Below are 12,808 nucleotides of genomic sequence, written 5' to 3' on the forward strand. Positions count from 1 at the left end.
GCCACGTAAGTCATCGCTTCGTGGCCAGCGCGTCCCTCGGGGCGCGCGTTTTTGACTGCGGGAGTAGCTCAGCTGGTTAGAGCGCCGGCCTGTCACGCCGGAGGCCGCGGGTTCAAGTCCCGTCTCTCGCGCCACCCTTTCAATGGTTTAGCTCGTTAGTCGTCCACTTTCCCGGCCGGCGCTGTGCCTAGCGTCGGCTCGCTGGCTCGTGCCGATCTCAAAGCTGAGGCCTACCATCAACCCGCGAGCATCGGACGGCGGCAACGGCGGCTCGAGTTCGAGGACTGCTTCCGATGGAAAAGCCGACGCCTCGCTGAAGCGCTGGGCTTGCGCTGGCGCCGCCGATGTGCGACAAGTAAGCCAACGTTCAACTCCGAGTTAGCTTCGGGGTTGGACAAGCCGCCGGCCGTGGTTGCTGCTAACAATCGCGGCCGACGCATTTTTAGCCTATATGATTTCTGGCCTGTCACGCCGGATGCCGCGGGTTCAGCTCCCGTCTCTCGCGCCACCCCTTTTCAGTGACTTAGCTCATCGGTCGTCTGACAGTGACACCTCTGGTCCGGCGCCGTCGCTAGCGTTGGGCTTGTTGGCTCGCGCAGATTTCGCCCGAGCCGATCTCAAAGCTCAGGACTACCCCCAACCCGCGAGGGGATCGGACCGCCGCAACGGCGGCTGGAGTTCGACTGCTCCCGATGGAAAAGCTGACGCCTGACTGATACCGAGCGAGCTCCGCTTCTGACCCAAGCAGCCCAAAGCGGCTTTGGCGAACTGCTGTTGGCGACTTCCGCTGTGCAGGGCGGCGCTTAGGCGGTCTGTTATCCGGCGTGGGGATCGAAAGGAGGTCAAGGCTTGGCTTCCAAGTTCCGAATTCCAGGCGTCTCGTGCCGCCTCGTTACGGATCTCTTGACAGCCTACCTTGTAGTAGGTAGACAGGGTCATGCCCAATATCGATACTAAGTCTGCGCTGCTTTCCGAGGCTGAAGCCCTCATCCGAACGATGGGCTACGCCGCCTTTAGCTACGCCGATCTCTCTGAGCGCGTTGGGATACGCAAGGCGAGCATCCACCACCACTTTCCTACCAAGGAAGCGTTGGGAACGGCGCTCATCGACTCTTATCTGAAGCGCTTTGTCGCTGAACTCGACGAGCTGGCCGCGCAGCCGACCGACACCAAGAGCAAGCTCCTCGCCTATGGTGACCTCTTCGCTGACAGTCTGCGCGACGGACAAATGCCGCTCTGTGGGGCGCTTGCGGCGGATGCGGCTTATCTCCCCGTCTCCATGCAATGGCGCGTGAAGAAATTCTTCGAGATTCATCTCGCCTGGCTCGACAAGATCGTTCGTCAGGGCATCGCCAAGCGTGAGATCAAGACCGCTACTCCGCCGCAGCGGCTGGCTTTGCTTTTGTTGAGCACGTTGCAGGGCGCGAGTGTGGTGGCGTGGGCATCGAAAGATCCAACGGTCATAAAGCCCGTCTTCAGGCAGGTCGTCGACGGCCTTGTCGAGTAGTTCATTTGCCTTGTGTCCCTACCAACTAGAAGGAAGGGTCCCGTGTGTACGCCCGGACAGCTGCAAGCGATCGGCAAAGCAACCGAAAGGGAGACAAATGCGATCGCAGGTGTCCTACGGCAGTGTGCTTGCCGACGCACTTTTCTGCGTTCGGCGCTGGCGTTCTCTGTCGCCCCACTCGTCGGCAGGTTACCGGCCCTCGCTGCTAACGGCATGACCTTCAGCGAAGTCGCGCCGGGCGTCTTTGTTCACCAAGGGCGTTACGAGCTGCAGTCTCCCGAAAACAGGGGAGATATGGCGAATGCGAGCTTCGTGATCGGCAACGACGCCGTCGCCGTCATCGATACGCTCGGTAGCGCTAAGGTGGGCGCCGAGATGCGAGCGGCCATCAGGGCGATTACCGACAAGCCAATCCGCTACGTGGTCAACAGCCACATGCACCCCGACCACGTACTCGGCAACGTGGCGTTCAAGGAGGATGGCGCCGAGTTCGTCGGCCATCACAAGCTCGCGCGCGGCCTCGCCGCGCGCGCCGATCAGTATCTCGCCACCAGCAAGCACATGCTGGGCGCTGACGCCTTCGACGGCAGTGAAATCATACCGCCCACGGTGAGCGTCAACGACAAGCTCACGCTCAATCTCGGCGGCCGATCCCTGGTGTGCGAGGCGCAGACGGTTGCCCACACCGACAACGATCTGATCATCATTGATACGGCGACCGACACGCTGTTTCTCGGCGACCTTCTGTTTTCTGGTCACATCCCCACGCTCGATGGCTCGCTGCGCGGCTGGCTCGCACTCATCGAGCAACTCGAAGGCCGCAAGGCGGCGCGTGTTGTTCCCGGACACGGTCCACACGCCATGCTCCTGCCAGAGGCCGTGTCGGCCGAGAAGGAATACTGGTCGGTCGTCGCCGCCGACGTGCGCCGGCTGATCGAGGACGGCAAGAGCCTCGCAGAGGCGACGAAGACCGCAGGGTCGTCGGAGCGCGATAAGTGGCGGCTGTTCGAACAGTACCACGTCCGCAACGTCACGGCGGCCTTCGCCGAGCTCGAATGGGAATAGCACTCAAAGGGATGGAGACGCGCATGCACGCTCAGCAACCAATCGCCCGCTCGGGATTAATCCTCGCCGTAGTCGCAGCGCTCCTCCCGCTGGGCGCAGGAGGCGTGGCCGCCGACGACGATCTATGGCCCTCGTTGCAGCGCGATGTGTTCGGATCGCGGCCTATCGTCGAGAACGACGGTATCGTGCAGCTCGATGCACCGGAGCGCGCCGAGGACGCCGCGATTGTCCCGATCACCGTCCGTGTGTCGCCTTCGGCGAAGGGCCAGCTCAAATCGATGGTGCTGATCATCGACAAGAACCCGGCACCGGTCGCGGCCACGTTCACCTTCGGTCCAGCGGCCGGCGAAGGCGGCGGCGAGCGCAGAATGTCGACGCGTGTCCGTGTCGATACTTACTCTTACGTCCACGCCGTCGTCGAAACGGCCGACGGCACGCTGCACATGGCGAAGGCCTTCGTGAAGGCCTCGGGCGGATGCTCGGCCCCGGCGCCGAAGGACGCGGACGGCGATCTGGCGGACATCGGCAAGACCATCGTCAAGAGCTTCGATCCGGCGCTCCCCGCAACGCCGCTGCGCGAGGCGCAGATCATGATCAAGCACCCCAACACCAATGGCATGCAGATGGACCCTATGTCGCGCGGCTACATCCCGGCCCGCTTCATCAAGGACGTCACCGTGATGCGCGGCAACGACTTGGTCTTCCGCGCGGAGACCGGAATTTCCATCACTGCCAACCCGAATTTCAGGTTTACGTACGCGAACACCGCCGAGAACGCGCTCGATGTGACCTCCGTCGACACCGACGACACCAAGTTCACGGCGCGCTCGCGGAAAGTTGCCGTTTCTCAGTAGCCACCAAGGGAAGAACGAAGCATGGCATTGATGGACTGGACCAAGTATCGCGGCGCTCTGATGGGCCGCATCAGCGCGCGGGAATGAGCGTGTCCTGGCCGATACGGGCTGCTTTCCAGCGCTTGGCGGATGTCTCTTTCGGCCCGTAGATGACATGGCCGCCCACAGCGTCCGTCCGCTTAGTGACGTAATGTTGCATTTGCAGTGACACTTTTGCCCGCTTGGGGTCCGTTAGCGGGCGCGAAAAGTGTCAGGGCTCTCTGAATCCATTGAGTATTTTCTGGCCTGTCACGCCGGAGCCGCGGGTTCAAGTCCCGTCTCTCGCGCCATGTTCTATTCCACTGACACGAGCAGAGAGAAGCATCGCCCGACGAGCGTGGTGCTTTTTGATGGCCGGCGCTCGCGCCGGGCGCCGTCCATGCGCAGCATGGCTCCGCCGTGACGCGCCGGAGCATGGGCCGCGGCGCGGGCCCATGCTGAAATGCAGCCGGCCGTCGTCTCCCTGATATTCGCCAGGATCCGTGCGGCGCACTTGCGGTTGCGTGCGCGCGGCGGCTGCGATAACACCAGAGCAACGATATTGCGACGCAGCACGACCCCTCGCGCGCATCGACGTCACGAGCCGCCCAAGCACGCCCTTTAAGGCACGCCCATGGACCAGCTGTTCTACGACTACCTGCCCATCGCCATTTTCATCGGCGTGGCGCTCGCCATCGCCTTCATCCTGATGGCGGTGCCGTTCGTGATCGCCGTCAACAACCCCGACCCGGAGAAGGTTTCCGCCTACGAGTGCGGCTTCAACGCCTTCGACGACGCGCGCATGAAGTTCGACGTGCGCTACTACCTGGTGGCCATCCTGTTCATTATCTTCGATTTGGAGGTCGCCTTCCTGTTCCCGTGGGCGGTCGCCTTCGGCGACATTGGCCTGTTCGGGTTCTGGTCGATGATGGTGTTTCTCGCCGTCTTGACGGTCGGCTTCATCTACGAATGGCGCAAGGGAGCGCTCGAATGGGATTGATCACGCCCCGGCTCGAGCCCGCCTCCGGCAGGACCCGTATCGAGCCCGCCTCCGGCGGCCTGCTGGTCAAGCCGGGCGAGGAGGGCTTCACGCAGATCTCCTCCAAGCTTGCCGACAAGGGCTTTCTCGTCACCACAACCGACGACCTCATCAACTGGGCGCGCACCGGCTCGCTGATGTGGATGACGTTCGGGCTCGCGTGCTGCGCCGTGGAGATGATGCAGGCGTCGATGCCGCGCTACGATCTGGAACGCTTCGGCTTTGCCCCGCGCGCCTCTCCGCGCCAGTCGGACGTGATGATCGTCGCCGGCACGCTGACCAACAAGATGGCTCCCGCCCTGCGCAAGGTCTACGACCAGATGCCGGAGCCGCGCTACGTGATCTCCATGGGCAGCTGCGCCAACGGCGGCGGCTACTACCACTATTCGTACGCGGTGGTGCGCGGCTGCGACCGCATCGTGCCGGTCGACATCTACGTGCCGGGCTGCCCGCCGACGGCCGAAGCCCTGGTCTATGGCGTGCTGCTCCTGCAGCGCAAGATTCGCCGCACGGGAACGATTGAAAGGTAGGCAGCGGGCAATGGGCAGTCGGCGGTAAGGGCCAGACTTGTTTCACTGCCTACTGCCCAATGTCTACGGACTGATTGAGAGATGCCATGGGCCTGTCGCTGCAAGAGCTGGGTGATCATGTTGCGGGGGCGTTGGGTCCAGCCGTCACCTCCAAGCGCGTGGTCTACGGCGAGCTGACGCTCGACGTTCCGCGCGAAAAAATCGTCGACGTGCTGACTTTCCTGCGTGATGACACGCGGTGCCTGTTCGAAGTGCTGATCGACATCTGCGGCGTCGATTGGCCGGCGCGTGAGGCCCGCTTCGACGTCGTCTATCATCTGCTGTCGCCGCGCCTCAACCAGCGCATCCGCGTCAAGCTCCAGACCGATGAGACGACACCGGTGCCGAGCACGGTGGGCGTGTTCTCGGCGTCGAACTGGTTCGAGCGCGAAGCTTACGACATGTACGGCATCCTGTTCTCCGGCCATCCGGACCTGCGCCGCATTCTCACCGACTACGGTTTCCAGGGCTATCCGCTGCGCAAGGATTTCCCGCTCACCGGCTACGTCGAGGTGCGCTACGACGACGAGCAGAAGCGCGTCGTCTACGAGCCGGTGGAGCTGGCGCAGGAGTTCCGCAGCTTCGACTTCGAGTCCCCGTGGGAGGGCACGCGCTACGTGCTGCCGGGGGATGAGAAGGCCAGCGGCCCGGCCGGCAAGGCATGAGCTTGCGGGTGAGGGCTAGCGGCATGGCACGCACCGCTTCACCCATCGTGCCCTATGCCATCGCGATGGTCGCCGGCGTGCTCGCCTGGGACCTCGTGCGCCTGCTCGGCGGCAGGCAAGAAGCATGGGACGATCCCAACTACTGGCTGATCGGCTATCCGCTGATGTTGATCGCCGCCTTCGTGCTCGGGCTGGGCTTTCGCGAGCGCCCGTGGCGTTGGGCTGTCGCCATCGTTGCGACGCAGGCGGCCTGGTCGCTGTTCCTGGCGTTGGCGGCGGACGGGGTGCCGAACCTGCTTCCTCTTGGGCTCATCATGTTCGCGCTGCTGGGGGTGCCTTGCATCGGCGCTGCCTATGTCGGTAAGTGGATCGGGGACAGGGTGCCGACATGAGCAACGAGGGCAAGAGCCGATGAAGAACACGCTGAAGCCCGGCGCCACGGCGCAGTTCTCCTACCGCGTTCCCGCCAATAAGACCGTCCCGCATCTTTACCCCGAGGCCGCCGAGTTCAGGGAGATGCCGACCGTGTTCGCCACCGGCTTCATGGTCGGTCTCATGGAATGGACGTGCATGAAGGTCATCGAGCCGCATCTGGAAGATGGCGAGGGCAGCCTCGGCATCCACATCGACGTCTCGCACATCGCCGCCACCGTGCCGGGGCAGACGGTGACGGTCGATGCCGAGTGCACCAAGGTCGACGGCCGGCGCATCTGGTTCAAGGTGAAGGCGCACGACGGCATCGACCTCATCGGCGAAGGACGTCACGAGCGCATGATCATTCCGTGGACGAAGTTCGTCTCGCGCGTCAACGAGAAGGCGAAGCTGGCCCGCGCCGAGGCCATCAGCCACCGGATCGGAGGCTGATTGTGACGCACGACATTTCTGGCCACTGCCTCTGCGGCGCCATCACCTACAAGGCCAAGGCGCCTACGCACGACGTGAGCGTCTGCCATTGCAGCATGTGCCGCCGCTGGACCGGCGGTCCGCTGATGTACATCGACGTTGAGGGTGCGCCGACCTTCACCGGCCACGACGACATCGGCGTCTACCGCTCCTCTCCCACTGGCGAGCGCGGCTTCTGCAAGCGCTGCGGATCGATCCTGTTCTGGAAGGTGGCCGGCGAGGAGCGCTACACGTTCACCGCCGGCTCGCTCGATGCTCCAACCGGGCTCACCCTTGCCAAGGAAATCTTCATCGAGGACAAGCCCACCTTCTACGATTTCGCCAATCCGACCCAGAAGCTCTATGGCGCGGACGCGATGGCGGTCTATACCGGAACCGGCGACGAACCTAAGTGAGATAGCGGCATGGCCGAGACAGACATCCGTCAATTCAACATCAACTTCGGCCCGCAGCACCCCGCCGCGCACGGCGTGCTCCGCCTCGTGCTCGAGCTCGACGGCGAGGTGGTGGAGCGCGTCGATCCGCACATCGGTCTTCTCCACCGCGGCACCGAGAAGCTGATCGAGCACAAGACCTACCTGCAGGCCATCGGCTACTTCGACCGTCTCGACTACGTGGCGCCGATGAACCAGGAGCACGCCTTCTGCTTGGCGGCGGAGAAGCTCTTGGGTCTCAAGGTGCCGAGGCGCGCCCAGCTCATTCGCGTGCTCTATTCGGAGATCGGCCGCCTCCTGTCGCACCTCCTCAACGTGACGACTCAGGCGATGGACGTCGGCGCGCTCACCCCGCCCTTGTGGGGGTTCGAGGAGCGCGAGAAGCTGATGGTGTTCTACGAGCGCGCCTCGGGCAGCCGCATGCACGCCAAGTATTTCCGCGTCGGCGGCGTGCACGAGGACCTGCCGCCGCAGCTCATCGACGACATCGCCGACTTCTGCGCCACCCATCCCAAGGTGCTCGACGACATCGAGACGCTGCTGACCGACAACCGCATCTTCAAGCAGCGCAACGTCGACATCGGCGTCGTCAGCCTTAAGGATTGCTTCGACTGGGGTTTCTCCGGCGTCATGGTGCGCGGCTCGGGCGCCGCCTGGGATTTGCGCAAGGCGCAGCCCTATGAGTGCTACGCCGAGCTCGACTTCGACATCCCCGTCGGCAAGAACGGCGACTGCTACGACCGCTATCTGGTGCGCATGGCCGAGATGCGCCAGTCGGTGATGATCATGCAGCAGTGCTGCGACAAGCTGCGCTCGCCCGAGGGGGCGGGGCCGTACGTCGCCGCCGACCGCAAGGTGGTGCCGCCGCGGCGCGCCGACATGAAGCGCTCGATGGAGGCGCTCATCCACCACTTCAAGCTCTACACGGAAGGGTTCCACGTGCCGGAGGGCGAGGTGTATGCGGCGGTGGAGGCGCCGAAGGGCGAGTTCGGCGTCTATCTCGTCGCCGACGGGTCGAACAAGCCGTACCGCTGCAAGATCCGCGCGCCGGGCTTCCCGCACCTGCAGGCGATGGACTTCCTCACCAAGAAGCACATGCTGGCCGACGTCTCGGCCATCTTGGGCTCGATCGATATCGTGTTCGGCGAAATCGACCGCTAGGAGGATTTCCCGCCAAGGTTGCGCTCTCGCAACAGTAGCCGCATTGCGGTCGTGGCACTCTCAGCCGGATTTTTCGGTTGAGGTGGTGTTGTGGAGTTCGACTTACTTTCCGAGATTTGGGACGCGATAGTTCGATTTTACGGCGAGCACGAGCCGGTCATACGGGTCGTTTCCTACGTCGTTTCTCCCATATTGGCGCTTCTTGCGTTTCTGTGGAACCGCAAGGATCGGAAGGAAATCATCGTCAAGTCCACGGAGCTCGGGCGGCTCGAGATCGAAGTCGATCATGCCCATACACTTGTCCGAGAGGAGCAGGATAAGCTTCAAGCGGCCCAAGACGAGCTTGCGGCGCGAGGGGATCGAATAGCAGAGCTAGAGGATGATCTTCGCAAGATCACCGATAGCTCCAACGCTCTTTGGGCGCTGCGACCATCTCCTTCGTTCAACACGCATCGAGCAAGCTTGTGGGATCCCAGCGGCGCTAGAATTGTAACTATCGGGAACCTGAAAGGCGGCGTAGGCAAGACGACCTTAGCTGCAAATTTCGCGGCATATGTCAGCGAGACCCTCGAAGAAGACGTGCTGCTGATAGACTTGGACTTCCAGGGCTCGCTCTCGAACATGCTAATGCTGGCTATCGAGCGAGAGGACGTGCCGTCCAACGTCGACAAGCTGTTTGACCCCAACGCGAACTTGATCACGCTCGAGGAAGCGAACGTCCATCTCGCAAAGAAGCTCAAACGCGGCTGGCTCGTACCATCGAACTATGGCTTCGCGCAGGTCGAGAACAGACTGCTGCTGAGTTGGCTTCTGCAGGCCGATGGCGGAATTGATGTTCGCCACCGCCTCGCCAATGTTCTCCTGCGATCCGAAATTAGGCGGTCTTACAAAGTCATCGTTTTGGATATGCCGCCGAGGATGACGCTCGGTACTGTGAACGCACTTGTCACGAGTCACTTCTTTTTTGTACCGACAATTCTCGACTCACTCTCCGCCGAGGCTGTTGGTCAGTTTCTGACGAGCGTGAAGCAGGTAGGATTGGACCTTGACCTCGAGATCGACCTCAAAGGCATCATCGGCTGCATGACGCGACAGGCGGAGCCCACTGGAAACGAGATAAGGGCTTTGGATCTCTGCCGTAAGGCCGGCCACCTCTGGCGGGAGGACGAGGACTTTGTGCTAAAGGCAACACTTCCGCGAAAGGTCGACATCGGAAGCGCGTCAGGTGTCGATGTCGCCTATTTCGGTAAGGATGGGCAAGGTGTCCCCCTTCGCAGGTGGTTTGACCCGCTATTCGAAGAAATGTGTCAGAAGATATTCCCAGCAAAATAGGCGGCTGTCGCCTCCAGGGCGCCCCGAATCGCCTGGTATCGACTAACCACATTCAAAGCGGGCTCCTGTAGAGCGTGCCGCAGCTCTAGCAAGGAGGTCTCGCCATGGCTATCTTGAGCCTAAGTGAGATATTCGGTTTTTCCCGGGATGACATGGCCAATTCTCGCGGCCAGAAGAAGCAGCGAGCTGCCGACGACAAGCTGCTGGACGACTACGTGGCGCGCCTAATTCGGGTAGGCGATCAGCGCCCTGCGTTCGAGACTGCCTTGGCAGATATCAAGACCGATGATCGACTGAAGGCAGCCGATATCATCTCGATCGCACAGCGCTACAACGGCGGCGGCAAGAAGTCGTCCTCCAAGGCGATGGCGCTCGCGGCCATCTCCAAGCGCTTCGTCGAGATCGTCCGCTTCCACGCCAAGAACAAGGTCGCCGAGCGCGTTCGTCCTTGGTGACAGCTGCGCGTTGACCAGCGACTGATCGCCCATCAGACTTGCGCAGTTGAGTAGCGCACGCGCAGGGTCTGGGCCATGGTCGATCATCTGTTTTTGTTGGCGGTGGGGGCCATCGGCTGGGGGCTGGCACTCGCCACCTACCGCCCCATCGCGCTCAGGGCCGGCTGGCCGTTGGGCACTGCCCAGGCGATGGTTCCGGCACTGATCTTGGTCATCGCCCTCGTGTCGATCGCCGCCGGCCTTGCCTTTGCCGTCGCCCGCGGCCCGCTGCACGGTGGCCTCATCATCGTGATCTTCGGCGTCGCGCTGGCCGTATTCTGGAGCGGCTTTTTGCGCGTCGGCGCGCAATCGGCGCTATTGCTGGCGCCGCTCGCCGTGCTGGCGCTGTTGATCAGCTGGCCGCTCGGGACGTCGGGCTGACACTCGTCAAAGGAACTATGGCGCAGCATGCCCGCAAATGCTTGCCTTGCGGCGCGTTCAGACGTAGTGAACGGGTGATTGTGCGCTGCGTCAAAATCAGCGAAACTGCCCGCGGAGCAGGACCGATCGCGGCCCCGCATCGCTGGGCTTGAGCCGTGCTCCCGAGAGGTGCCAGCCTTGGCCGTCCGCCGCCTATATCCCGAGCAGCCGCTGAGCTTTGCGTTCACGCCCGAGAACCTCGCCTGGGCGAAGCGCGAGATCGGCAAGTATCCGCCCGGCAAGGAAGCCTCGGCCGTGCTGGCGCTGCTGTGGCGGGCGCAGGAGCAGGAGGGCTGGACCACCGAGCCCGCTATCCGCGCCGTCGCCGATATGCTCGGCATGGCCTACATCCGCGTGCTCGAGATCGCGACATTTTACACGATGTTCCAGCTTGCCCCCGTCGGCAAGACAGCCCATCTGCAGGTATGCGGCACCACCCCGTGCATGCTGCGCGGCTCCGAGGCGCTGATCGAAATCTGCAAGGAGCGCATCGCCGAGCATCCCCACGAGCTGTCACCCGACGGCCAGTTTTCCTGGGAAGAGGTCGAGTGCCTTGGCTGCTGCGCCAACGCTCCTGTCGTGCAGATCGGCAAGGACACCTTCGAGGACCTCGATCCGGAGCTGTTCGACAAGCTGCTCTATGACTTGCGCACCGGAAAGGCGGTGAAGCCCGGCTCGCAGATCGGGCGGCGCGCCTCCTGCCCAGCCGGTGGCCCGACGACGCTTCTCGGCGAGGGCCGGCGCGACACGGAAAAGGTGTGAGGACTGCAATGCTGCTGCAGGACAAGGACCGCATCTTCCGTAACCTCTATGGCTTCCATGACTGGCGGCTCGCCGGCGCGCGCGCGCGCGGTGCCTGGGATGGCACGAGAGCGCTGATCGACAAGGGCCAGGACTGGATCGTCAACGAGGTGAAGGTCTCGGGTTTGCGCGGCCGCGGCGGGGCTGGCTTTCCCACGGGGCTCAAGTGGTCGTTCATGCCCAAGAACGACGCGCGGCCGTCCTACCTCGTGATCAACGGAGACGAGTCCGAGCCCGGCTCGTGCAAGGATCGCGAGATCATGCGCCACGATCCGCATCTGCTGATCGAGGGCGCGCTGCTCGCCTCCTTCGCCATGAAGGCGCACACCTGCTTCATCTACGTGCGCGGCGAGTTCATCCGCGAGCGCGAGCGCCTACAGGCGGCGATCGATGAAGCCTGCGACGCCAAGCTGATCGGCAAGGACAACGACAACGGCTGGGATTTCGACATCGTCGTCCACCACGGCGCCGGCGCCTACATCTGCGGCGAGGAGACGGCGCTCATCGAGAGCATCGAAGGCAAGAAGGGCATGCCGCGCCTGAAGCCGCCGTTCCCGGCCAACGTCGGGCTCTACGGCGCGCCGACGACGGTCAACAATGTCGAGAGCATCGCCGTGGTGCCGGACATCCTACGCCGCGGCGGGGCGTGGTTCGCCTCCCTCGGCCTGCCGAACAACACCGGCACCAAGCTGTTCCAGATCTCCGGCCACGTGAACAGGCCGTGCGTGGTCGAGGAGGAGATGGGCATCCCGTTGCGCCAGCTCATCGACGAGCACTGCGGCGGGGTGCGCGGCGGCTGGGACAACCTGCTCGCCGTCATTCCGGGCGGCTCGTCGATGCCGATGATCCCCGCCGAGCAGTGCGATAACCTGACCATGGACTTCGACGCGCTCGTCAAGCTGAAGTCGGGGCTCGGCACGGCCGCCATCATCGTCATGGACAAGTCGACCGACATCATCAAGGCCATCACCCGCATCGCCTATTTCTACAAGCACGAGTCGTGCGGGCAGTGCACGCCCTGCCGCGAGGGCACCGGGTGGATGTATCGCGTGCTCGAGCGCATGCAGCGCGGCGAGGCGGAGAAGCGCGAGATCGATCTGCTCTACAACGTGACCAGGCAGGTGGAGGGGCACACCATCTGCGCGTTGGGCGATGCCGCCGCCTGGCCGGTGCAGGGGCTGCTGCGCAACTACCGCCACGTCATCGAAGAGCGTATCGATGCGCACCGAGCGGCCGTCAAAGAAGCCGCCGAATAGATGCGAACGCGGGAAGGGACGAGCTTTGGATCTGTTGGCGCTGATTATCGCTTCCTTCACGCTCTCCGCCATCGCAGGGGCGCTGGCGGTCGGCGCCGTCGGCTATCTGGCGTGGGGCTCGCCGGGTGCCGCAATCGGCGCGCTGCTGGGGTATGCGGCCGGCGTCTGGTACGAGCAGCGCTTCGCCGGCTCACCGATGTCGGCGTACGCCAAGGGCTGGGTGTCGCTCGCCCTGTTCATCGGCGGGCTCGCCGTGCTCGCCATTGCCACGCGATGACGCTGATCGGGTA

16 protein-coding genes and 1 tRNA gene are annotated in these 12,808 nt (G+C 63.3%); all 17 read left to right on the top strand.

From position 1 onward, the window contains the following. Positions 1–57 precede the first annotated feature (57 nt). The 17 genes from F9K20_RS11145 (at position 58) to F9K20_RS11225 (ending at position 12,795) form a co-directional block, all read left to right on the top strand. Positions 58–134 (top strand) — tRNA-Asp (locus F9K20_RS11145). Between the two features lie 803 nt (positions 135–937). Then, entirely contained in the window at positions 938–1,507 is a 570-nt protein-coding gene (locus tag F9K20_RS11150; protein ID WP_291001300.1) for a TetR/AcrR family transcriptional regulator, read from the top strand. A 156-nt stretch (positions 1,508–1,663) separates the two neighbouring features. After that, positions 1,664–2,572, top strand: coding sequence for a quinoprotein relay system zinc metallohydrolase 2 (locus F9K20_RS11155; protein ID WP_291001444.1), 909 nt, complete (start codon positions 1,664–1,666; stop codon positions 2,570–2,572). A gap of 23 nt (positions 2,573–2,595) precedes the next feature. Beyond that, entirely contained in the window at positions 2,596–3,426 is an 831-nt protein-coding gene (locus F9K20_RS11160; protein ID WP_291001302.1) for a quinoprotein dehydrogenase-associated SoxYZ-like carrier, read from the top strand. A 652-nt stretch (positions 3,427–4,078) separates the two neighbouring features. Further along, the gene (locus F9K20_RS11165) at positions 4,079–4,444 is read left to right on the top strand and encodes an NADH-quinone oxidoreductase subunit A (RefSeq protein WP_291001306.1); all 366 of its coding nucleotides are present in this window, start codon (positions 4,079–4,081) and stop codon (positions 4,442–4,444) included. Positions 4,445–4,482: 38 nt separating this feature from the next. Continuing rightward, a complete protein-coding gene (locus tag F9K20_RS11170) occupies positions 4,483–5,013 on the top strand; it encodes an NADH-quinone oxidoreductase subunit B family protein (RefSeq protein WP_367115863.1) in 531 nt (176 codons plus the stop codon). 86 nt (positions 5,014–5,099) lie between these two features. Then, positions 5,100–5,717 (top strand): NADH-quinone oxidoreductase subunit C, encoded by a 618-nt coding sequence (locus tag F9K20_RS11175; RefSeq protein ID WP_291001312.1) that lies wholly within the window; start codon positions 5,100–5,102, stop codon positions 5,715–5,717. Between the two features lie 23 nt (positions 5,718–5,740). Then, on the top strand, positions 5,741–6,109 hold the full coding sequence (locus F9K20_RS11180) for a hypothetical protein (RefSeq protein ID WP_291001316.1): 369 nt from the start codon (positions 5,741–5,743) through the stop codon (positions 6,107–6,109). Positions 6,110–6,128: 19 nt separating this feature from the next. Continuing rightward, positions 6,129–6,581 carry a thioesterase family protein gene (locus F9K20_RS11185; protein ID WP_291001318.1) on the top strand — a complete coding sequence of 151 codons (453 nt, stop codon included), beginning with the start codon at positions 6,129–6,131 and terminating at the stop codon, positions 6,579–6,581. Between the two features lie 2 nt (positions 6,582–6,583). Then, complete coding sequence (locus F9K20_RS11190; RefSeq protein ID WP_291001321.1) at positions 6,584–7,015, top strand: GFA family protein; 432 nt, start codon at positions 6,584–6,586, stop codon at positions 7,013–7,015. Between the two features lie 9 nt (positions 7,016–7,024). Further along, on the top strand, positions 7,025–8,215 hold the full coding sequence (locus tag F9K20_RS11195) for an NADH-quinone oxidoreductase subunit D (protein WP_291001324.1): 1,191 nt from the start codon (positions 7,025–7,027) through the stop codon (positions 8,213–8,215). A 90-nt stretch (positions 8,216–8,305) separates the two neighbouring features. Then, entirely contained in the window at positions 8,306–9,547 is a 1,242-nt protein-coding gene (locus F9K20_RS11200) for a ParA family protein (protein WP_291001327.1), read from the top strand. Between the two features lie 152 nt (positions 9,548–9,699). Continuing rightward, the gene (locus F9K20_RS11205) at positions 9,700–10,002 is read left to right on the top strand and encodes a hypothetical protein (RefSeq protein WP_291001330.1); all 303 of its coding nucleotides are present in this window, start codon (positions 9,700–9,702) and stop codon (positions 10,000–10,002) included. A gap of 75 nt (positions 10,003–10,077) precedes the next feature. Further along, complete coding sequence (locus F9K20_RS11210; RefSeq protein ID WP_291001333.1) at positions 10,078–10,422, top strand: hypothetical protein; 345 nt, start codon at positions 10,078–10,080, stop codon at positions 10,420–10,422. 177 nt (positions 10,423–10,599) lie between these two features. Next, positions 10,600–11,223 (top strand): NADH-quinone oxidoreductase subunit NuoE, encoded by a 624-nt coding sequence (gene nuoE / locus F9K20_RS11215; RefSeq protein WP_291001336.1) that lies wholly within the window; start codon positions 10,600–10,602, stop codon positions 11,221–11,223. Positions 11,224–11,234: 11 nt separating this feature from the next. Continuing rightward, complete coding sequence (nuoF, locus tag F9K20_RS11220; protein ID WP_291001446.1) at positions 11,235–12,518, top strand: NADH-quinone oxidoreductase subunit NuoF; 1,284 nt, start codon at positions 11,235–11,237, stop codon at positions 12,516–12,518. Positions 12,519–12,552: 34 nt separating this feature from the next. Further along, positions 12,553–12,795, top strand: coding sequence for a hypothetical protein (locus F9K20_RS11225; protein WP_291001339.1), 243 nt, complete (start codon positions 12,553–12,555; stop codon positions 12,793–12,795). Positions 12,796–12,808 lie beyond the last annotated feature (13 nt).

Origin of the sequence: Hyphomicrobium sp. (assembly GCF_009026145.1) — a bacterium.
Taxonomy (GTDB): Bacteria; Pseudomonadota; Alphaproteobacteria; order Rhizobiales; family Hyphomicrobiaceae; genus Hyphomicrobium_A.